Raw genomic sequence first — 20846 nt, forward strand, 5'->3', positions numbered from 1 at the left:
AGGTCGGGCCTCCCCGCGGAGGTCCGGGCTCCCCGCGGAGGCGGAACGGACGGCGGCGCCGGGGCCGGTCCCCGGACGGCGGATCCCCGGCGGGTTCACGGCGGATCCCCGGCGGATTCCCGGCGGGTTCCCGGACGGCGGGTTCCCGGCGGATTCCCTGCCGGTTCCCGGGCTGCGGGTTTCCGGGAGAGCATGAGTGACGAACGAGGAACGGAGTGATCGCGTGCTGGTGGTTCACGGTGGCTGGTACGGCGGGCGGCTGGCGCTGTGGGGGGAGGACGTCTCCCGGGGCCACTCCCCCGCTTCCCGGGGGCGCGCCGCGTCCTCCGGGGCCGCGCCCGAACGGCATCCGTTCGCCGCCTCCGCCGCCGCGCTGGCCGCCGCGCTCGGCGCCGGGGGCTCCGGAGCGACCGGAGAGATCCCGGGGGGCGAGGGGATCGGGGGTCTCTCCGTAGCGGCGGGCGAGCCGGGGACGGAGGGCTCCGGGGGACTCCTCGCGACCGTCGCGGCCGTCGCGGCGCGGGCCGAGGCGGCCGGGGCGACGATCCGGCTGCCGGGGTCGGCCTCCCGGCCGCTGCCCTCACCCGAGTCCGGCCTGAAGGGCTCGGTGCGCGGGCCCCGGATCTCCACCTGGCTCGTACCGGTGCTGCTGCTCCGCCCGGACGCCGCGCTCGCCCTGCTCGAAGCCCTCCCCCAGCCGGGCGAGGAGGACTCCGGGACCGCCTCCGGCCCGCGGGAGACTCCCGGGAACGGGGGGGATCCCGCCGGGAACGGGGGCGCGGCGTCCGGGCACCGGGGCGTGACGCCCGGAGACGGGCCGGAAGCGTCCGGGGACGCGGAGGAGACGTCCTGGGAGCCGGGTCTGTCGCTGCGTTACCTCGCCGTGGTCGCCGAGCACGCCCGGAGCCTGGTACGGCGCGGCCGGATCCTGCCGCAGCTGGTCGAGGAGGACGGTGGTCACGCGGCCCGCTGGCGTCCGGTGCTCATCGGCGCCGACGCCGCCGCGTTCCGTGACCTCGCCGCCGCCATGCCGCCGGTCTGCCGCGCGCTGCCCGGGGAGCGGCCGGCGGCGGAGGTGCTGGGGGAGGCGTTGGAGGGCCTGGTGGACGGCGCGGCCCGGGCGGCGCTGCCCGAGCGGTTGATCGTCGGCGCCCGGCCGGGGCGTAAAACGGCGCTGGCCGACCGCTGGCTGCACGCGCTGACGGCGCCGGACGCCTCGCTGCCCGGCGCGCGGCCCGCCGAGGCGGCGGCGCTCGGCGACGCCCTGCGCGGCTGGTCGGCGGCGGCGCACGAGCTGGACGGCCCGGTCCGGGCCTGGTTCCGGCTGGTCGAGCCGGCCGGCGAGGACGACCCGTGGAAGGTGGAGTTCGGTCTCGCCCCGGCGGTGGCCGCGGAGCACGCGGGGACCGGCGGCGCGGACGGCGCGGGCCGTACGCACGGTGCCGGCCGCGCGAGCGGCGAGGGCGGTCCGGGCTCCGGTGACGCGGGCGAGCCCGACCACCTGCCCGCCGACCGGATCCGGGTGGGAGAGCGGGCGTCCTGGCTGCCCGAGCGGCCCTGGGAGGTCCTGCGGGCCGAGCTGGCCAGGGCGGTGCGCCTCCATCCCGACCTGCACGGCGCGTTGCGCGATCCCGAGCCGGCCGTCATGGAGATCGACACGGCGCGGGCGTTCTCCTTCCTGCGCGGCGGCGCGCCGGCGCTGGCGGCGGCCGGACACGTCGTGCGTCTGCCGGAGTGGGCCGGCCGTCAGGGCCTCGGCCTGAAGCTGACCGTGCGCGCGACGGAGGGCCGGGAGCGGGCCGGGCTGAGTGACCGGGTGGGTTTCCGGCTGGAGGCGGCCGTCGGCGGTCACACGATCGGTGAGGAGGAGCTGTCGCGGCTGGCCGGGCTGAGGGTGCCGCTGGCCCGGGTCGGCGGCCGGTGGGTGGAGCTGGACGACCGGCAGCTCAAGGCGGCGCTGGAGGTCGTCGGGCGGCGAGGCGGCGGTGAGACGACCCTCGGCGAGATGATCCGCGAGATCGCCGCCGGTGGCGAGGGGGATCTGCCGCTGGTGGCGGTCGACGCCGACGGCCCGCTCGGCGACCTGCTGTCGGGTGAGGCCGACCGCCGGCTCACCCCCGTCGCCACCCCGCGCGCGCTGCGCGGGACGCTCCGCCCCTACCAGGAGCGCGGCCTGTCGTGGCTGAGCTTCCTGTCCGGCCTCGGCCTGGGCGGTGTCCTGGCCGACGACATGGGACTCGGCAAGACGGTGTCGGCCCTGTCCCTGCTGCTGTCCGAGCGCGAACGGGCGGCCGGCGACGCGGGAGGGGCGTCGGGGCCGGCGGCCCGGAACGCGGAGGGGCCGGCCGGGCGGGTCACCGGAGGCGAGCGAACGGCCGGGGACGCCGAAGGGCAGGTCACCGGGGACGTGGGAGGAGCGCCGGGGCCGACGTTGCTCGTCTGCCCGATGTCGCTGATCGGCAACTGGCGGAAGGAGGCGGCCAGGTTCGCCCCGTCGCTGCGGGTGTACGTCCACCACGGCGGCTCCCGCAGGCGGGACGACGAGCTGCCCGCCGCCGTACGGGACGCCGACCTCGTCATCACCACCTACGGCACGGCTCTGCGCGACCTGGGGGCGCTGGCCGCGCTGAGGTGGGAGCGGGTCATCTGCGACGAGGCGCAGGCGATCAAGAACAGCGCGGCGCGGCAGTCGCGGGCGGTGCGGGCCATCCCGGCGCGCACCCGGCTGGCGCTGACCGGCACCCCTGTGGAGAACCGGCTGTCGGAGCTGTGGTCGATCATGGAGTTCTGCAACCCCGGTCTCCTCGGCCCGGCCCGGCGCTTCCGCGAGCGCTACCAGGAGCCGATCGAGACCCGGCGCGACGAGGACGCCGTGGCGGCCCTGCGGCGGGCCACCGGGCCGTTCGTGCTGCGGCGGCTCAAGACCGACCGGTCGATCATCACGGACCTGCCGGAGAAGCAGGAGATGAAGGTCTGGTGCACCCTCACCCCGGAGCAGGCGGAGCTGTACACGGCCGTGGTGAACGACATGATGGGCCGGATCGGCGGTTCGGCGGGCATCGAGCGGCGCGGCAACGTGCTGGCCGCGATGACGAAGCTCAAGCAGATCTGCAACCACCCCGCCCATCTGCTGCGGGACGGCTCGCGACTGGCCGGGCGGTCGGGGAAGCTCGCCCGGTTGGAGGAGCTGGCCGGGGAGATCCTCGCCGAGGGCGACAGCGCCCTCGTCTTCACCCAGTACGCCGAGTTCGGCGCCCTGCTGCGCCCCTATCTGGCCGCCCGCCTGGATCGGCCGGTGCTGTGGCTGCACGGCGGGTTGTCCAGGGGCCGGCGGGAGGAGCTGGTGGAGCGGTTCCAGCGCGGTGACGAGCCGACGTTGTTCCTGCTGTCGCTCAAGGCGGCCGGGACGGGCCTCAACCTGACCGCCGCCTCCCATGTGATCCACGTGGACCGGTGGTGGAACCCCGCGGTGGAGGACCAGGCGACCGACCGGGCCTTCCGGATCGGCCAGACGAGGAATGTGCAGGTGCGGAAGTTCATCTGCGTGGACACCCTTGAGGAGCGGATCGACGAGATGATCGAGCGCAAGAGGTCGCTCGCCGAGAGCGTGGTGGGCACCGGCGAGGACTGGATCTCCGAGCTGTCCACCGACCAGCTGCGTGAGCTGTTCCGCCTCGGCCCCGGGGCGGTGAGCTGACGTGGCGTCCGCGGAACCCTTCAGCGAGTTCGATGAGTTCGGCGAGCTCGGCGAGCCCGCCTCGGCCTTCTACTCCCCCGGCGTCCCGCTGGACCGCCTGCGGCCGCGGCCGGCCGCGGCCGCCCCCGCGGACCTGCTGCTGCGGATGCTGGAGCCCCCGGCGGTGCGGGTACGGCACATCCCCCTGGTCGACCTGCTCAGGAAGCCCTACCGGGAGCTCGGGTCGCCAGATCGATGATCTCTTCACGGGGCAGGGCGCGGCCGTGTTCGTGGCGCCGGGAGAACTCCTCGCGGCCGAGCGCGGCCACGGCGCGCTCGGTGACGCGCACGTGGTCGAAGTCGACCACCGCGTCGGTCCCCCGGGCCGCCGCGGCCCCGCCGAGGAGCACGGCGGCCGCGCCGGGGTCGCCGCCGGTCAGTGCCGCCCCGGCGAAACCGACCAGGACCGGGACGAGCAGCGCCGTCTCCCGGCTCTCCACGGCCTTCGCGAGCGCGGTGCCCAGCAGCCGCCGGGTCCGGGGCAGGTCGCCCTCCTGCTCGGCCAGCAGTCCCAGCGCCGTGTCGAGCACGGCGTACAGCTGCGGCGGCGTCACGGGCTCGCGGTCGAGCAGGCCCGCGGCCTCGGCGTAGTGGAGCCGGGCCCGCTCCAGGTCTCCGTCCCGGCGGGCGAAGTCGCCCCGGGCGACGAGCTGGGGCACCGCGGTCATGCGGTCGCCGCTCTCCAGCGCCCGCAGGAGGCCCTTCTCCAGGGCCTCCTCCGCCGCCGCCCGCTCTCCCTCCAGGTGGAGCCCGACCGCCAGGCGGCCGCGCATGAAGGTGACCTCGTCGATCGCGCCGATCTCCTCCATCCGCCGGATGGACTCGCGCACCCGCTCCAGCGCCCGCGCGGACTCGCCGTGCAGGAGGTCGAGCTCCGCGAGACCGGCCAGCGCGTTGCCGGTGCCCCAGCGGTCACCGATCCGCTCGAAGCCGTCCAGCGCCGCCCGCAGGTCCATCCCGGCCTCCGTGACCCGGCCGGCGCCGAGATGCGCCACCCCGCGCATCAGATGCGCGGAGTGCACCACCCAGGGATCGGGGTGGGCGAACATCTCGCCGAAGTCGGGCTCACCGACGGGCCCGCCGCCGAACAGCGCGGCGACCGTGCCCGCCAGCGCGACCGACGGGTGCCAGGGGCGGGGCAGCTCCTCGCGGGCCAGCCGTACCACCTCGTCGAGCGCGGCCCGCGCCGCGTCGAGCATGACACCGGAGCTCAGCGCGTTGTACCCGTAGGCGGCCCTGGCCAGGGCTAGCAGCCGGGGGTCCTCATCGCCCGTGGGCAGCCCGACCGCCTCGCGGGCGCGGCGGGCCCCCTCGGCCCGGTGACCGCGCAGCCACCAGTACCACCCGAGCGCGCCGGCCAGGCGCAACGCCAGGGTGGTCCTGGACTCCTCGACGGCCCAGCGCAGCGCCGCCGACAGGTCGTCGTGCTCGGCGGCCAGCCCGGCGAGGGCGGCGACCTGCCCGCGGTCCCGCAGGGCGGGGTCGGACGCCTCGGCCAGCTCGGTGAAGAACACCGCGTGCGCCAGCCGTACGCGGGTCTCCTCGCCCGACTCGGCCAGCCGCTCGGCGGCGTAGGCGCGGACGGTCTCCAGCATCCGGTAGCGGACGGCGGCGCCGTGTTCGTCGGCCACCACCAGCGACTTGTCCACCAGCCGGGCCAGCACGCCGAGCACGTCGGCCTCCGCCAGCCCGTCCCCGGCGCAGACCCGCTCGACGCAGCCGAGGGCGGCGCCCCCGGCGAAGACCGAAAGGCGGCGGGCCAGCAGCCGTTCCGGGCCGTCCAGCAGGTCCCAGCTCCACTCGACCACCGCGCGGAGCGTCCGGTGCCGCGGCAGCGCCGTACGGCTGCCGCCGGTCAGCAGCCGGAAGCGGTCGTCGAGCCGCTGGGCGATCTGCCCGGCGGACAGCACGCGCAGCCGGGCCGCCGCGAGCTCGATGGCGAGCGGCATGCCGTCGAGCTCGCGGCAGATCCGCACGATCGCGGCGGTCTCCCGCTCGGGGCGGTAATCGGGGCGGACGGTCTCGGCGCGCTCGGCGAACAGGCGGACGGCGGGATAGGCCAGGGCCTCGCGGGGGTCCGCGCCGTCCGGCGGCAGGTCCAGCGGCGGCACCGGCCAGGCCAGCTCGCCGGTGATGCCCAGCGGTTCGCGGCCGGTGGCCAGGATCCGCACCCCGGGGCAGGAGGCGAGCAGCCGCTCGGCGAGCGCCGCGGCCGCCTCGACCACGTGCTCGCAGTTGTCCAGGACGATCAGCAGCCGCCTCCCGGCCAGGGCCGCGACGAGCCGGGTCACGGGGTCGCGGCGGGCGGGCGCCGGGACACCGCCGGGTTGGGGGATCCCGGTCGCGGGGCCGTTCCGCAGCTCCAGTTCCGCGAGCGCCGAGAGCACGGCCTGCGGGACCTCCGACGGCTCGGCCACCGGGGCGAGCTCGACCAGCCACGCCCCGTCGGGCAGCCGGTCCGCCGCCTCCGCCGCCGCCGTCTCCGCCGTCATCATCCCGGCCGCCGCCTCCGCCGCCGCCGTCATCCCGGCCGTCGCCTCGGCCGTCACCGCTTCTGCCGTCTCGACCGCCAGCCGGGTCTTGCCGGCGCCGCCGGGGCCGGTCAGGGTGACCAGCCGGTGGCGGGTGAGGAAACCGGCGGTGCGCGCCACCTCGCGTTCCCGGCCGACGAAGCTGGTGAGCCTGGCCCGCAGGTTGCCCGGCCGCGCACCGCCGGGGCGGTTCGCGGCCGGTTCACCGGCGGGCGAGGGGTCACCGGCGAGCGGGGGGTCACCGGCGGACGCGGAGTCACCAGCGGGTGCGGGGCCACCGGCGAGCGGGGACGGCGAAGCCCCGGTCGTCGCCTCTCCCCCGTGTCCCTCGTGCGGTGGGATCCCCGCGGGCGGCGGCCCGGCCGGCGGGAAGTCCCCGCCGGGTGGGGGAACCCGTGCCGGGCGAGGCCCGGCGCGCTTCTCGGCCCACTCCCCCCGCAGCATGGCCAGGTGCAGTCCGGCCAGGTCGGGTGAGGGGTCGGCTCCCAGCTCGCGGGCGAACACCGCCCTGGCCGCCTCGTAGGCGGCCAGGGCCTCCACCCGGCGGCCCGCGCCGTACAGGGCGCGCATGAGCTGGCCGTGGAACCGCTCGCGCAGCGGATGCGCGGCGATCAGACCGGGCAGTTCGGCGGCGGCCTCCGCCCGCCGTCCGAGCAGCAGGTCGGCCTCGACGCGGTCCTCGACGGCGGCCAGGCGGAGGGCCTCCAGCCGGGCGGCCGTGGCGGTCGCGACGGTCGCGGCGTCGTCACCCGCCGGGTCCGCCAGGTCCGCCAGGGCGGGGCCGCGCCAGAGCCCGAGCGCGGCGCGCAGGACGGCCGCGGCCTCGGCCGGGGCGCCCGCCGAGAGGGCCGCGCGGCCCTCGGCCGTCAGCCGGGTGAACCGGTGGGCGTCGACCCGGTCGCGTTCGACGGCCAGCCGGTAGCCGGAGGCGACGGCCTCGACGATCCCGCGTTCGGCGGCGAGCGCGGCGCGCAGCCGGGAGACCAGCGCCTGCAGGGCGTTACCCGCCGCGGCCGGCGGGCGGTCGTCCCAGATCCCGGCGATCAGGCGGCCGGCCGGGACCGTACGGCCCGCGTCGAGCAGCAGCAGGACGAGGAGCGCGCGCAGGCGCGAACCGGAGATCTCCACCGGCTCGTCCCCCCGGCGGACCTCCAGGGATCCGAGGATGGTGAAGGTCATTTTCCCGTCCACCCGCACCCCCTCCATGCTCTGATTCTGTCCGATTCCCGGGTGTTTCCGCGCCATGGAACCTCGCGATCCGGTCTGCGCATCTTCCAGATCCGCGTAGCATCATCGGGCATGGGGCAGCCGCACACGTCTACGCGCCGCCCGCGGCGGGCCGTACCGACGGCACTCGCCGCGGCGCTCGTCGTCGTCTCCTCCGGCTGCGGGATGGTGGGCAGCATCGCGTCCGCCGATCGGCTGCAACTGGAGCCGATCAGCGTCTCCAGTCCCCGCCTCCGGGACGGCGCGGTCCTGCCGTCCGACTACTCGTGCAAGGGATCGTCCGGCAACCCGCCGCTGCGCTGGTCACGGGTGCCGGACGGGACGAAGTCGGTCGCGATCGTGGCCGACAACAACGCGCGTGCCGGTGGCGAGGTGAACTGGGTGGTGTTCGACATCGATCCGCGCACCAACGAGGTCGCGGAGAAGAGCGTCCCGGTGGGCGCGGTGGAGGGGAGCACGACGAGCGGCAAGGTGGGCTACGCCCCGCCGTGCCGGCGCGGGCAGAGCTATCGTTTCACCGTCTACGCGCTCAACGGGAAGATCCACCTCGGCAAGGGGGCCCCGCTCAGCAGGACGCTGAAGGCGATCGCGGAGAAGACGATCGCCTGGGGCAGGCTGACCGCGGGGCACATCCAGTGATGCGCCGAACACCGGAGGTATTGATGGTTACCGATTCTTCACGTTGGGTGTGACAACGCTCATAGTGGTCCGACACAATCAGAACCAATGTCCGTGCGCAGGTGATGCAAGGGGGCAGGTCGCGTCGATGGCCGCGCGACCTCACCGGCGCCGCTGGAAGGCCATGGCCTTGAGGGTGGTGCAATGACCGCGGTCGTAATAATCCTGGTCGCCGTCGTGCTCCTCGTGCTCGTCGTCGTGGCACTGGGCGTGCGGTCGATGAACCGCAGGGAGAGCGCGCTCCCTGCGGAGCGTCTGCGTGAGATGGCGGAGAAGGAGGCGCAGACTCCGGCCGTGTCCATCGACGACTTCGCCGCGCGCGAGCCGAAGATGACGCATTACTCCCCGGATCTGACGCCGTTCGACGAGCCCAAGCCGTCGCGGCCGCGGCCGTCCGGCGCCCGCGGCAAGCGCGGCATGAACGACTTCGGCGGGGCCGACGACTACGACGACGACTACTGGACGCGCCTGCAGGCCGATGTCGGCGGCTTCGGTGATTCGCTGGAGAACCCGGCGGCCGCGGGCCGCGCCGCCTCAGGCGGCCAGGCCCCCTCGGGCGCGGACGCCGACGCGATGACCGTCCAGGTGCCGCTGCCGCACCGCAAGTCCCAGCCCCAGCCGCAGTCGCGGCCCCAGGTCCCGGCTCCCGCTCCGGCCCCCGTCGAGCCCGCCGCCGCCTCCCTGCCCTCCGGTCTCGCCGACCTGGTCGGGCCGGTCCAGCCCGAGCCCGCCCCGACGTCCGCCGCGCTGGCCGAGCAGAAGACGGTCACCTTCGCCGCCCCCACCGCGGGCGCGCCGTCCGAGGGACGCCGGACCGGTTCCCGGCGCGGCTCCGGCCGCACCCGCACCCCCGGCACCGGTGGGCCCGGCCATCCCGACCAGCTGGGCGACCCGCTGAACGGCCCCGCCCCCCGGCGCGGCTCGCGCGGCGCCGCCCCCGCCGCGACCGGCGGTCCGGCACCCGCCGCGGGCCGGTCGCCGGCCACCGGGCCGGTGCCCGCCGCGAGCCCGGCCGGAGACCAGCTCGCCGGCCCGCTGCCGCCGATGCGCCCGATGGGGCCGACCACCAGCGGCGGTTTCCCCGCCACGTCCCCGAACCCGCTCGCCGCGCCCGCCGGGCCCTCCCCGGCCCCGTCGGCCGAGCCGTACGGCTCGGCCCCCGCGCCCCGGCCCGCCCCGGCGCAGGGCTCCTCCGCGCCCCCCGCGCCGGGGACGCCCGGGAACATCTCCGACAATCCCTGGGCGCGGGCCACCTCCCCGGTGTCCGGGGGCTGGCCGGCCGCGAACACCGCCGACATCCTCGACGACCCCGCTCCGTCGTACTCCTCGTACCAGTCGCCGGTGTACGGCGCGCCGACCGCGGGCTCCTACGAGGTGAGCCCCGGCTGGGCCACCATCGACGACGACGCGCTCACCGGCCCGACCCCCGCGCTGTCGACCCCGACGGCGCCCTCCCGGAGCGTCTCCCCCGGTGACCGCGCCGCCGACCCGCGGCAGGGCCCGGGTCAGGCGACCGGCGGCTACGGCTACGACCCCGTCCGCCCGGCGAGCCCGGAGTCCCCCGCCGCCTGGCCCGAGCCGGCCCCGGGCGCTCCCGGCGCCGGACCCGCCGCGGCCCCCGAGGGGCAGGGACGGACGGGCTCCCGGCGGAGCCGCCGGGCCGCGGCCCAGCAGCCGGACCACCCCGACTATTACCGCTGATTTCCTCCCGGCTGCGTAAAGGCCTCCGGTAACCGCCCGGCCGTCGGAGGCCCGCGGCATAGGGTCTGTCCCATGGGGACGGACACGAAGAGTAACGAAACGATCGCACGGGGTGGCGTCTCCTCCGTGCTGCGGTACGACCTGCCCGCCTCCCTGGTGGTGTTCCTGGTGGCGGTGCCCCTTTCGCTGGGCATCGCCGTCGCCTCGGGAGCACCGCTGGCGGCCGGGCTCATCGCGGGCGTCGTGGGCGGCGTGGTCGCCGGCCTCCTGGGAGGTTCGGTCGTCCAGGTCAGCGGCCCCGCCGCCGGCCTCTCACTGGTGGTTGCCGAGCTGGTCTCGACGTACGGCTGGCGCGCCACCTGCATGATCACCCTGTTCGCGGGCGCCCTGCAGCTCCTGCTGGGGGTGTTCCGGGTCGCCCGGGCGGCGCTGGCGGTCTCCCCCGCCGTGGTGCACGGCATGCTCGCCGGGGTGGGCGTGGTGATCGCCCTCTCCCAGCTGCACGTCGTGCTCGGCGGCAGCCCGCAGCGCTCCGCGATCGAGAACGTCGCCGAGCTGCCCCGGCAGATCCTGGACATACACGACCACGCCGTCTACGCCGGTCTGATCACCATCGCGGTCCTGGTCGGCTGGGGCCACCTGCCGCAGCGGCTGCGGCTCGTCCCGGCGCCGCTGGCCGCCCTGGTCGTCGCCTCGGCGATCGCCGCGGCGTCCGGCTGGGACGTCACCCGGGTCGACCTGTCGAAGAGCCTGGAGACGTGGGTCATGCCGGCCTGGCCGCGCGGCGACTGGCACGGGATCGTCGCCGCGGTGCTGCTCGTGGCGCTGCTGGCCGGGGTGGAGTCGCTGCTGTGCTCGGTGGCGACCGACAAGCTGCACAACGGCCGGCGCACCGACCTGGACCGGGAGCTCACCGCGCAGGGCGTGGCCAACATGGTCACCGGCGCGCTGGGCGGCCTGCCGGTGGCCGGGGTCATCGTGCGCAGCAGCACCAACGCCCGCGCCGGCGCCCGCAGCCGCTGGTCCACGGTCCTGCACGGCGTGTGGATCCTGGTGTTCGCGCTCTGCCTGGGCTGGACGATCACGCTGATCCCGATGGAGGCGCTGGCGGCCCTGCTGGTGTTCATCGGTGTCCAGATGGTCAACATGGGGCACCTGCGCAACCTGCGGGGACACGGCGAGATCCCGGTGTACGTGACCACCATGCTGGGCGTCGCGCTCGTCGGGCTGGCCGAGGGCGTGCTGCTCGGGCTCGGGCTCGCCGCGCTGCTGGCGCTGCGCCGACTGACCCGGGTCACCGTACGGGTCACCCCCGAGCCGGGCGGGCACTGGCACGTGTCGATCGCGGGTTCGCTGACCTTCCTCGGCGTCCCGCGGATCACCTCGGAGCTGCGCGCCATCCCGGCCGGGGTCCCGGTCGACCTGGACCTCAACATCGACTTCATGGACAACGCCGCGTTCGAGGCGGTCCACGCCTGGCGCACCGACCACGAGCGGGGCGGCGGGAGCGTGGACATCGACGAGATCCACGACGAGTGGTACGCGATGGGGGCCAGCGGCGCCCGGGTGCTCCCCGCCAAGCCTCCGCCGCCGGCCCCGGACCGCTGGTGGCTGCCCTGGGCCCACCGGCGGCGCGGCCGGTCGTCCGCGGCGGCGGACCTCGCCGTCGCGTCCGTGCGGGCGGCGGGGGCCGTGGCCGGTGCGGCCGCGGCGGGCGGAGACGGCTCGGGGCAGCCGGACCTGCTGGCCGGGGCGCGGGAGTTCCACCGCCGCACGGCCCCGCTGATCCGCCCGTTCATGATGGGGATGGCGCGCAAGCAGGAGCCGTCGCACCTGTTCATCACCTGCGCCGACTCCCGGATCGTGCCGAACCTGATCACCGCGAGCGGTCCCGGCGACCTGTTCACCGTCCGCAACCTCGGCAACCTGGTGCCCCGCCGGGGCACGGCTCCCCCGGACGACTCGGTGGCCGCGGCGATCGAGTACGCCACGGAGGCGCTCGGCATCCGCACCATCACGGTGTGCGGGCATTCCGGCTGCGGGGCCATGGCGGCGCTGCTCGGCGGCGACGCGCCGGAGGGCATGCCCGCGCTCGGCCGCTGGCTGCGGCACGGCCACCACAGCCTGGCCCGGTTCGCCGCCGGGAGCGGCGCGCCGTCCGAGGCGCCCGACGACGAGGTTCCCGGCCCCGAGGGCACCGGGTCCCCGGGGGACGGCGGCCCGCTGGACCGTCTCTGCCGGGCCAACGTGCTCCAGCAGCTCGACAACCTGCGCTCCTACCCGGCGGTGGACCGGCTCGTCCGGGAGGGCCGCCTGGAGCTGGTGGGTCTCTACTTCGACATCGGCACGGCGCAGGTCCACATCCTGGAGCGCCCGCCGCTCGCGGCCGGCGTGATGTGAGCCGGCGCGATGTGAGCCGGGGCGCGCGGCGAGCCCGCCACACGTGAGCCCGCCGCCCGCCGAGCGTGAGCCCGCCGAGCCCGCCACACGTGAGCCCGCCGCTCGCGGCCGGTCCGCTGTGAGCGGACGGCTTGCGCCAAGGGTGAAAGTCCATGGTCACGCCGCGGACGGCGGGCGAACAATGGTCGGCCATGAGAACTCTGGTAATCGGCGGCTCGATCTTCCTGGGCCGGGCCATCGTCGAAGAGGCGCTGCGGCGCGGACATGAGGTCACCACGTTCAACCGGGGCAGGAACGGTGTCGACGTACCCGGCGTCGAAGCGATCAAGGGTGACCGGGAGGTCACCTCCGACCTGGAGCGGCTCGCCGAGGGCCGGGAGTGGGACATCGTCGTCGACGTCTGCGGGTTCGTCCCCCGCGTCGTCGGCGAGTCGGTGCGCGTCCTCAACGGCCACGCGGCCACCTACGCGTTCATCTCCAGCATCTCGGCCTGTTCCGTCTGGCCGGGGCAGGCGGCCGACGAGAGCTCGCCCCGGTTCGAGTGCGCGCCGGACGCCGGGCGGGACGACGGCGACTACGGCGTCCTCAAGGCGGGCTGCGAGCGCGCGGTCGAGCAGGGCTTCGACGGCAACGCCCTGATCATCGAACCCGGCCTCATCATCGGCCCGCACGAGAACGTCGGCCGCCTGCCGTGGTGGCTCACCCGGATCGACCGCGGCGGGCGGGTGCTCGCCCCGGGCGACCCCGACATGGCGATGCAGCTCATCGACGCCCGTGACATCGCCGCGTTCACCCTCGACCAGGCCGAGGCCGGGACGAACGACCGCTTCTTCGTCAGCGGGGTGCGGGGCAACATCACCTACCGCGGGCTGCTGGAGGAGTGCCGCGCGGTGACGGGCTCGGACGCGGAGCTGGTCTGGGTGGACGACGAGTTCCTGCTCGACCGGGACGTCGCCCCGTGGACCGAGCTGCCGGTCTGGGCGCCGCGCAACGAGGAGTTCGCCGGGGTCTGGCTGCCGTCGTCGGAGAAGGCCCTCGCCGCCGGGCTGCGCTGCCGTCCGGTCGCCGAGACCGTCCGCGACACCTGGGCCTGGCTCCGCGAGATCCCGGTGGAGGAGCGCTCCTTCCGCGGCCACGGCATCGACCCGGAGAAGGAGGCCGAGATCCTCGCCGAGTGGGCATAGAGCTCGGGGCGGAGCGGGTGCGGCCCCCCGCGGGACATGTCCGCGGGGCGGATGTACGGCGAGCGGCGGGACCGGCGGGTGTGGAGGTCGGCGATGGCGGACTGGCGTGCGTTGCGCGAGGAGATGGTCGCCCGGGTGCGCGGGCGCGGCGGGATCGGCGAGGAGGTGGCCGGGGCGCTGCGGGCGGTGCCCCGGCACCTCTTCCTGCCGGGGGTGCCCCCGGGGGCGGCGTACCGGGACGAGGCCGTCGTGACCCGGCGCGACGCCGAGGGCCGGCCGGTCAGCTCCTCCTCGCAGCCGACGATCATGGCGTTGATGCTGGAGCAGCTCGGTGTGGAGCCGGGGCACCGGGTGCTGGAGATCGGCGCGGGGACCGGCTACAACGCCGCGCTGCTGGCGCACCTGGCCGGTCCCGGCGGCCGGGTCACCAGCGTCGACATCGACCCGGACCTGGTCGGGCGCGCCAGGGGCCACCTGGCGGAGGCGGGCTGTCCCGGGGTGGAGGTGGTCTGCGGTGACGGCGCCGAGGGGTTCGCCCCGGGTGCGCCGTACGACCGGGTGATCGCGACCGTGGGCGTGTGGGACCTCTTCCCGGCCTGGCTGGAGCAGCTCGCGCCCGGCGGGCGGATCGTCGCCCCGGTGGATCTGAACGGCGTGCAGCGCTCGGTGGCGCTGGAGCGGACGGACGGGCACTGGGCGAGCCGCTCCGTGGTGGCCTGCGGATTCATGCGGCTGCGCGGGCCCTTCGCCGGCCCGGAGGTGCTCCGGCCGCTGGACCGCGACTCGGAGCTCATGGTCTCGCTGCCCCGGGCGAGGGAGACCGGGGACGTCCTGGCGGTGCTCGGCGACGGCCCCGTGTCCGAGCTTCCCACCGGGGTGGCCGCGGGCCCGGCCGCGCTCGCCGACGGGTTCGGCCTGTGGCTGGCCGCGCACGAGCCGCGCTGGTGCCTGCTGTCGGAGTCCCGGCCCCGGTGGCTCGCGGCGGGCACGCCGGGCCGGTGGGGGTTCACGACGGCCCTGGGGATCGTCGAGGACGGCGGCCTGTGCCTGCTCCACCCTCGGGAGGCTCCCGCACCGCCGGTGGTGCGGGCGTTCGGGCCCGGCGGGGCGGGGCTCGCCGCCGGCCTCCTCGCCCACCTGCGGGCGTGGGACGCGGCCGGACGCCCGTCGACGTCGGGCCTGCGCGTCGACGTGTACCCCGGGGGCGGCCTGCGCCCCGGGGACGGCGCGCGCCCGGGGGACCTCGGCCGTCCGCCGGACGTGGGCGTCCGGCCGGGCACGGGCGTCCCACCGGCCGGGGACGGCGACGGTTCCGGGACGACCGCCGGGGACGGGCTGGTGATCCGGAAGCGTCACACCACGTTCGTCCTGTCCTGGCCCGCCGCCCGCGGGTGAACCTGACGCGGTGACGCCGCGGCGGGGATGACGGCTCTCCCGGCCCTCCTAGCCCTCCTGACCCGCCGCCCGCGGGTGGACCACCTGGCCCGGCCGGGGTGGAGCGCGTCAGGCGGTTGCAAGGGGCGGCAAGCCGTCTGCAAGCCGTCCCGGATATCTCTTGATTCATCAGAAATCCGGTTTTTTCAGGAGATAGACCCATGCATCGCACCGCCCGCCTGCTGCTCGGCCTCACGACGGCCGCCGCCCTCGGGCTCGGCCTGCCCGCCACGGCGGCCTCCGCCTCCGCCACGACCGCCTCCACGGTGTCGGCCGCGAAGGCCGCCGAGACCTGGGAGTGGGGCCCCACCGCCTCCTCCGACCGCAGGGGCTGGGCCGGCGGCGTCGTCAGGAGCTCCGGAACCGGCCTGCGGATCCACGGTGACCTCTACGACGCCGCGGGCGCGCGCACCTGCTCGTGGCTGAAGATCAAGTGGCTCTCCGACCGGGGCCGGTGGCACACGAAGACGTTCCGGAACTGCTCCCAGTCGCGGATCCTCTCCTTCCGGGTGAACGCCGGCTACATGCTCACCGCCTCCGCCAAGGTCTGCCGCGGCACGTCCACCAGGATCACCGGCCGCTGCTCCGGCTGGGAGGGCGTCTGGTCCCAGGGCGGCTGACCGGCGGGGCGACCGTACCGCTGATCGGCGGGGAGCCCGTACCGGTGATCGGGTGCCGCGGCGCGCGGGGAGGGGAGCGCACCGCGGCACCCGGGAACCGGCGCCCGCGCCGCACGGGAGGGAGCGGACGCCGCGGCACGCCGGCGGCGCGCGAGGAGGGCACCTGCGCCGCGGCCCCGGGGACCCGGCGGCGCCCGTGCCGTACGGCGTGTGCCGTACGGCCTGTGCCGCGCGAAGGGAAACGGACGCTACGACATCCGGGAAACGGACACGCGCCGCGCACTCCGGGCGCATGCCGTACGCGCCGGACGGGAAACCTGGGATCAGAAGAGCATCCGGGTCCCGAGGAGGACGACATGAGCGCTCCGGCCGATCCCCGCACCACCGAGACGGTGGACCTCCTCGATCCCGGGCTGCTCGCCGACCCCTTCGGCGGGTACGCGCGGATGCGCGAGGAGGCCCCCCTGGTGCGGGCGCTCTTCCCCGGGGCCGCCTCGCCGGTCTGGCTCGTCACCCGGTACGACGACGTCAAGCGGATGCTGAGCGACCAGCGGTTCGTCAACGACCCGGCGAACGTGCCGGGCATGGACGTGGGCGACATCCGCCGGCAGATCATTCGGGCCCGCGGCATCCCGCCGGAGTACGCGAAGTACATTCTCGGCAGCGTCCTGGACGCCGACGGCGCCGACCACATGCGGCTGCGCAGGCTCGTCTCCCGCGCGTTCACCGCCCGCCGCGTCGCCGGGCTGCGGCCTCGCGTGGCGGAGATCACCGAGAGCCTGCTGGACGGCCTGCCCGCGGCGGCCGAGGACGGCGTCGTGGACCTGCTGGAACGGTTCACCTACCCGCTGCCGATCACCGTGATCTGCGAACTGGTGGGCATCCCCGAGGAGGACCGCCCGCGGTGGCGCTCATGGGGACGGGCCCTGGTGTCGACCGAACCCGGCGCCATGGCGGAGCCGCTGCGGGAGATGGTCGCGCACATCGGGGAGCTGATCGTCCGGCGCCGCGCCGAACCCGAGGACGACCTGCTCACCGGGCTGATCCGCGCCCACGACGAGGACGGCGACCGGCTGAGCGACGTCGAGATGGTGACGATGGTGCTGACCATCGTCCTCGCCGGCCACGAGACCACCGCGCACCTGATCGGCAACGGCGTCGCCGCCCTGCTCACCCATCCCGGCCAGCTCGCCCTGCTCCGGGACGACCCGGAGCTGATGCCGCGCGCCGTGCACGAGCTGATGCGCCGGTACGGCCCGGTCCAGATGACGCGGATGCGGTACGCGACCGAGGACCTGACGATCGGGGGCATGCCGGTACGCCGGGGCGAGGCGGTGACGGCGGTGCTGGTCTCTGCCGACCACGACCCGCGTGAGTTCCCCGACCCCGACCGGCTGGACATCACCCGCGAGCCGGACGGCCGCCGGGAGAACCACGTCGGGTTCGGGCACGGCCTGCACTACTGCCTGGGCGCGGCCCTGGCCCGGCAGGAGGCCGAGGTGGCGCTGGGGGCGTTGCTGCGCCGCTTCCCCGATCTGGCGCTGGCCGTCGATCCGGCGGATCTGGAGCGCCAGCCGCTGCCGGGGGCGTGGCGCCTGGCCCGCCTCCCGGTACGCCTCTGACCCGCCCGTCTCCGGTACGGCTCCGGCCCGCCCACGCCGGCCCGGCGCGTGAGACGATCCGGCGGGAGGAGTGCCCGGGGTGGACACGGCCGAGTGGTACCGGCGATTCGCCGAGCAGGAGGTCCGGGGGCGCTCCCCGGCGTACGAGGACCTGGCCCGGGGCGTCGCCTCCGACACGCGACTGCTGGCACTGATCGACGGCCTGCCGCCCGTCAAGCGGCAGCCGAACCTGCTGCTGGCCTCGGTCCGCCTCCTCGGCGGGCCGTCCGCCGGTTTCCCCGCCTTCCGTCAGTGGACCGTACGGCACTGGCAGCGGGTGCGCGAGACGATGCTGACGCGCAGGACGCAGACCAACGAGGCCGGACGGTGCGCGAGCCTGCTGCCGGTGCTCGCGGGCCTGCCCGGCCCGCTGGCCCTGGTGGAGGTGGGCGCCTCGGCCGGGCTGTGCCTCCTCCTGGACCGCTACCGCTACCGCTACGACGACCGGCCCGCCGTCGGCCCCCCGGACAGCCCGGTCGAGCTGCCGTGCCGGACGAACGGGAAGGTGCCGGTGCCCGCGCGGGTGCCGGAGGTGGTGTGGCGGGCGGGTCTGGACCTGGAACCGCTGGACGTACGCGACGAGGAGACGGCGCGCTGGCTGGAGTGCCTGGTCTGGCCCGGCCAGGACGAGCGGCTGGCCCGGCTGCGCGGCGCCGTACGGCTGGCCCGGGAGGATCCGCCGCGCCTGGTGCGGGGGGACGCCGCCGGGGCGCTCGGCGACCTGGTCGCGGAGGCGCCCCGCGACGCCACGGTGGTCGTCTTCCACAGCGCGCTCCTGCCGTACCTGGAGCCGGCCGAACGCGACCGGTTCGTGGCGGCGGTGCGGAGCCTGCCGGTGCGCTGGGTCTCCAACGAGGGCTCGTCCCGGCTGCCGTCGGTGCTCGCCCGGCTCCCGCGCGGCCTGCCCGGGAACCGCCTGACCTTCCTGCCCGCCCTGGACGGCGAACCGCTCGCCCTGGCCGGCCCGCACGGCGAATGGCTCGACTGGCTCATCCCCTGACCGTCAGCCGTCTCGGCCGAGGCGGCTATTCGGCGGTGGTGAGGTCGGCGACGCCGACGACGTCGGTCACCGGGACCGTGGCCTGGCCGATTCCGTCGCGGCTGAGGTAGCTGCGCGAGTCGATGGAGACATGGCGGTTGTCCCCCTGCACCCACACACTGCCCGCCGGGACGGTCACCGGGCCGAAGCCGAGGCGTGAGGCCGGAGATTCCTTGAGGTAGGGCTCCTCCAGCGGCCGGCCGTTCACGGTCATCCGCCCGCCGTCGTCGCAGCACGCCACCGTGGCCCCGGGGACTCCGATCACCCGGGCGACGCGGATGCCGTCGCCCCATGACGCGGGAGTGGCGAAGAAAACGACGTCGCCCTGCTTCGGGGTGTAGTCCCGGTTCACCTCGACCGCCGTGACGTGGCTACCCTTCCGGAGCGTGGGTTCCATGGACTCGCTGCTGATGGTGTAACCCCTCCGACCGGCGATCCGGTCGGCCAGCCCGCATCCGGCGAGCAAGGAAAGGACCAGCGTCAGGGACAGCCCGCGCGACACATGATGTTTCACCGCAGCATTATGCTCAGCGATCTTCGACTTCGGCGGCTCGGAGCGGGTCACGGTCCCATCACCCTGAAGGATCCGCGGACCTTGTCGGGCACGGGTTCCAACCCGCCATGAGCGCCGCCGGGGTGGGAGATCATTAGGCTGGTTCCCCATGACGTCCGATTCCGGCAGGTCGCCGGACCCCGCCGGCCTGCCCGAGGCCGAGTTCGCCTTCCCCGGACCGTTGCGGGACGCGCTCGTCGCGGCGATCCTCGACGGCCGCAAGACCGCCACGACCTCCCTCGCCGTCGAATACGAGCGGGCGGGCGAGCCGCTGCCCGAGGTCGGGGGGCGGTCGGCGGTGGTGGACTCCGCCGGCCGCCCGGTGGCCGTCATCGAGGTGACGAGCGTACGCGTCGTACCGCTGGGAGAGGTGGACGACGCCCACGCGGTGGACGAGGGCGAGGGCCACACGACGGCCGGACAGTGGCGTACGGCCCACGAGGAGTTCTGGCACGGCCCGGAGATGCGCTCGGCGCTGGGCGACGCCGCCTTCGCCGTGGACGACGCCACCCCGGTGGTCCTGGAGCGCTTCCGCGTCGTCACCGACCTCCGTACCGCCTGATGGTCCGTCCGGATCAGGCGGCGTGCCCGGTCAGCGTCCCGGAGCACCTGGTGCTGTCGGTGGTGACCGGCTCCCGCGCCTACGGGCTGGAGACCGAGGACTCCGACGTGGACCGGCGCGGGGTCTTCGCCGCGCCCGCACCGCTGTTCTGGCGGCTGGACAAGCCGCCGACCCACATCGAGGGGCCGCTGCCCGAGCAGTTCTCCTGGGAGGTCGAGCGGTTCTGCGTCCTGGCGCTGGAGGCCAACCCGACGGTCCTGGAGTGCCTGTGGTCGCCGATCGTCGAGCGGCTCACCCCGGCGGGTGAGGAGCTGCTGGCGATCCGCCGCGCCTTCCTGTCCCGGCGCGCCCACCGGACGTTCGCCGGGTACGCCCAGGCGCAGCTCCGCAGGCTCGATCCCGCGCGGCCGAAGTGGAAGCAGGCCATGCACATGATCAGGCTGATGCTCAGCGGCCTGCACCTGGCCCGCGAGGGCGAGCCGCTGGTCCGGGTGGGCGCCCACCGCGACCGGCTGCTGGCGCTGCGGCGGGGCGAGATCCCCTGGCCGGAGGTGGAGCGCTGGCGGGCGGAGCTGGCCGCGGACCTCGACCGTCTCGGCGCCTGCGACGCGCTGCCCGAGGCGCCCGACCGCCGGACCGTCGAGGACTACCTGGTGACCGTACGGAGGGCGTCGTTGTGACCGTCCGCCTCCCGGCCTGGCTGGCCGAGATCCCCGCCGAGCAGCCGCACGCCCTGGCGTTCGCCACGGTCAGCGGCGCGCATCTCTACGGTTTCCCGTCCGCCGACTCCGACGTGGACCTGCGCGGCGTGCACCTGCTGCCGCTGGAGGACGTCGTCGGGCTGCGGCCCGCCGAGGAGACCGTCACCCGTTCGTGGACGCGCCACGGCGTCGAGGTGGACCTCGTCACCCACGACCTGGCCAAGTTCTGCCGTCTGCTGCTCCGCCGCAACGGCTACGTCCTTGAGCAGCTGCTCTCTCCGCTGGTGGTGGCGACGTCCCCGGTGCACGAGGAGCTGGCCGCCGCCGCCCCGGACTGCCTGACCCGTCACCACGCCCACCACTACCTGGGGTTCGCCCGGACCCAGTGGCGCCTGTTCGAGCGGTCGGGGGAGCTCAAGCCGCTGCTGTACACCTTCCGGGTGCTGCTCACCGGCATCCACCTGATGCGCACCGGCGCACTCGTCGCCGACCTCACCCGGCTGGGCGGCGGCCCGCCGTACCTGGCGGAGCTGGTGGCCGCCAAGCGGCACGCGGAGCACGGGGCGCCGCCCGCGGACGGCCCGGACCGCGCGCGGCTGGAACGCGACGTCGCCCGGCTGACCGCCGCCCTGGAGGAGGCGCGGGACGCCTCGCACCTGCCGGAGGCGCCGGGCGCGGGCGGTCTCCTGCACGACCTCGTCGTCCGCGCCCGCCTGGCGACCCGGGCCGGGAGCGGGACCGAACACACGGGCGGGTGAGACCACCGGTCCGGGCGGGCACGGAACCGGGTTCACGGGCGGGCGAGGTCGGGCTCACAGG

The 20846-nt window shown here is 75.7% G+C and carries 15 protein-coding genes; 13 read left to right on the forward strand and 2 right to left on the reverse strand.

Annotation, left to right across the window (positions count from 1 at the left end):
• Window positions 1-223 precede the first annotated feature (223 nt).
• Window positions 224-3697 (forward strand): DEAD/DEAH box helicase, encoded by a 3474-nt coding sequence (locus IEZ10_RS38705; protein ID WP_229810979.1) that lies wholly within the window; start codon window positions 224-226, stop codon window positions 3695-3697.
• A 1-nt stretch (window position 3698) separates the two neighbouring features.
• Entirely contained in the window at window positions 3699-3935 is a 237-nt protein-coding gene (locus tag IEZ10_RS05610; RefSeq protein ID WP_189245372.1) for a hypothetical protein, read from the forward strand.
• On the opposite strand, the gene IEZ10_RS05615 is transcribed toward IEZ10_RS05610, so the two are convergent.
• Window positions 3895-7446, reverse strand: coding sequence for an AfsR/SARP family transcriptional regulator (locus IEZ10_RS05615; RefSeq protein WP_189245373.1), 3552 nt, complete (start codon window positions 7444-7446; stop codon window positions 3895-3897). The genes IEZ10_RS05610 and IEZ10_RS05615 overlap by 41 nt on opposite strands.
• A gap of 120 nt (window positions 7447-7566) precedes the next feature.
• Between IEZ10_RS05615 and IEZ10_RS05620 the strand changes: the two genes are divergently transcribed.
• The 8 genes from IEZ10_RS05620 (at window position 7567) to IEZ10_RS05655 (ending at window position 18172) form a co-directional block, all read left to right on the forward strand.
• Entirely contained in the window at window positions 7567-8133 is a 567-nt protein-coding gene (locus tag IEZ10_RS05620; protein WP_189245374.1) for a YbhB/YbcL family Raf kinase inhibitor-like protein, read from the forward strand.
• Window positions 8134-8316: 183 nt separating this feature from the next.
• Entirely contained in the window at window positions 8317-9873 is a 1557-nt protein-coding gene (locus tag IEZ10_RS05625; protein ID WP_189245375.1) for a hypothetical protein, read from the forward strand.
• A gap of 72 nt (window positions 9874-9945) precedes the next feature.
• Window positions 9946-12273 (forward strand): SulP family inorganic anion transporter, encoded by a 2328-nt coding sequence (locus IEZ10_RS05630; RefSeq protein WP_189245376.1) that lies wholly within the window; start codon window positions 9946-9948, stop codon window positions 12271-12273.
• Window positions 12274-12464: 191 nt separating this feature from the next.
• Complete coding sequence (locus tag IEZ10_RS05635; protein WP_189245377.1) at window positions 12465-13457, forward strand: NAD-dependent epimerase/dehydratase family protein; 993 nt, start codon at window positions 12465-12467, stop codon at window positions 13455-13457.
• Window positions 13458-13550: 93 nt separating this feature from the next.
• Window positions 13551-14852 carry a methyltransferase, FxLD system gene (gene fxlM, locus IEZ10_RS38710; protein ID WP_229810980.1) on the forward strand — a complete coding sequence of 434 codons (1302 nt, stop codon included), beginning with the start codon at window positions 13551-13553 and terminating at the stop codon, window positions 14850-14852.
• 200 nt (window positions 14853-15052) lie between these two features.
• The gene (locus tag IEZ10_RS05645; RefSeq protein ID WP_189245378.1) at window positions 15053-15511 is read left to right on the forward strand and encodes a hypothetical protein; all 459 of its coding nucleotides are present in this window, start codon (window positions 15053-15055) and stop codon (window positions 15509-15511) included.
• Window positions 15512-15867: 356 nt separating this feature from the next.
• On the forward strand, window positions 15868-17133 hold the full coding sequence (locus IEZ10_RS05650) for a cytochrome P450 family protein (protein WP_189245379.1): 1266 nt from the start codon (window positions 15868-15870) through the stop codon (window positions 17131-17133).
• 79 nt (window positions 17134-17212) lie between these two features.
• The gene (locus IEZ10_RS05655) at window positions 17213-18172 is read left to right on the forward strand and encodes a DUF2332 domain-containing protein (RefSeq protein WP_189245380.1); all 960 of its coding nucleotides are present in this window, start codon (window positions 17213-17215) and stop codon (window positions 18170-18172) included.
• 25 nt (window positions 18173-18197) lie between these two features.
• Here IEZ10_RS05655 and lepB read toward each other — a convergent pair whose 3' ends face one another.
• Window positions 18198-18725 carry a signal peptidase I gene (gene lepB, locus IEZ10_RS05660; protein WP_189245381.1) on the reverse strand — a complete coding sequence of 176 codons (528 nt, stop codon included), beginning with the start codon at window positions 18723-18725 and terminating at the stop codon, window positions 18198-18200.
• Between the two features lie 148 nt (window positions 18726-18873).
• Here lepB and IEZ10_RS05665 point away from each other — a divergent pair, with 148 nt between their 5' ends.
• Genes IEZ10_RS05665 through IEZ10_RS05675 form a run of 3 tightly spaced genes read left to right on the forward strand, consistent with a single transcriptional unit; the run spans window position 18874 to window position 20785 of the window.
• Complete coding sequence (locus tag IEZ10_RS05665; RefSeq protein ID WP_189245382.1) at window positions 18874-19326, forward strand: ASCH domain-containing protein; 453 nt, start codon at window positions 18874-18876, stop codon at window positions 19324-19326.
• Window positions 19326-20006: a nucleotidyltransferase domain-containing protein gene (locus tag IEZ10_RS05670; protein WP_189245383.1), complete on the forward strand. Its 681-nt coding sequence runs from the start codon at window positions 19326-19328 to the stop codon at window positions 20004-20006. The genes IEZ10_RS05665 and IEZ10_RS05670 overlap by 1 nt, the downstream gene beginning before the upstream one ends.
• Window positions 20003-20785 carry a nucleotidyltransferase domain-containing protein gene (locus tag IEZ10_RS05675; protein WP_189245384.1) on the forward strand — a complete coding sequence of 261 codons (783 nt, stop codon included), beginning with the start codon at window positions 20003-20005 and terminating at the stop codon, window positions 20783-20785. Before IEZ10_RS05670 ends, IEZ10_RS05675 begins: the two co-directional genes overlap by 4 nt.
• Window positions 20786-20846: the final 61 nt, after the last annotated feature.

The sequence above is a fragment of the Streptosporangium pseudovulgare genome, assembly GCF_014648055.1.
GTDB classification, from domain to species: domain Bacteria; phylum Actinomycetota; class Actinomycetes; order Streptosporangiales; family Streptosporangiaceae; genus Streptosporangium; species Streptosporangium pseudovulgare.

Coding starts and splice junctions, on each gene's coding strand:
- IEZ10_RS05650 (WP_189245379.1), top strand. CDS start 15,868: ATGAGCGCTCCGGCCGATCCCCGCACCACCGAGACGGTGGACCTCCTC.
- IEZ10_RS05665 (WP_189245382.1), top strand. CDS start 18,874: ATGACGTCCGATTCCGGCAGGTCGCCGGACCCCGCCGGCCTGCCCGAG.
- IEZ10_RS05620 (WP_189245374.1), top strand. CDS start 7,567: ATGGGGCAGCCGCACACGTCTACGCGCCGCCCGCGGCGGGCCGTACCG.
- IEZ10_RS05630 (WP_189245376.1), top strand. CDS start 9,946: ATGGGGACGGACACGAAGAGTAACGAAACGATCGCACGGGGTGGCGTC.
- IEZ10_RS05645 (WP_189245378.1), top strand. CDS start 15,053: ATGCATCGCACCGCCCGCCTGCTGCTCGGCCTCACGACGGCCGCCGCC.
- IEZ10_RS05615 (WP_189245373.1), bottom strand. CDS start 7,446: ATGACCTTCACCATCCTCGGATCCCTGGAGGTCCGCCGGGGGGACGAG.
- IEZ10_RS05670 (WP_189245383.1), top strand. CDS start 19,326: ATGGTCCGTCCGGATCAGGCGGCGTGCCCGGTCAGCGTCCCGGAGCAC.
- IEZ10_RS05635 (WP_189245377.1), top strand. CDS start 12,465: ATGAGAACTCTGGTAATCGGCGGCTCGATCTTCCTGGGCCGGGCCATC.
- fxlM (WP_229810980.1), top strand. CDS start 13,551: ATGGCGGACTGGCGTGCGTTGCGCGAGGAGATGGTCGCCCGGGTGCGC.
- IEZ10_RS05625 (WP_189245375.1), top strand. CDS start 8,317: ATGACCGCGGTCGTAATAATCCTGGTCGCCGTCGTGCTCCTCGTGCTC.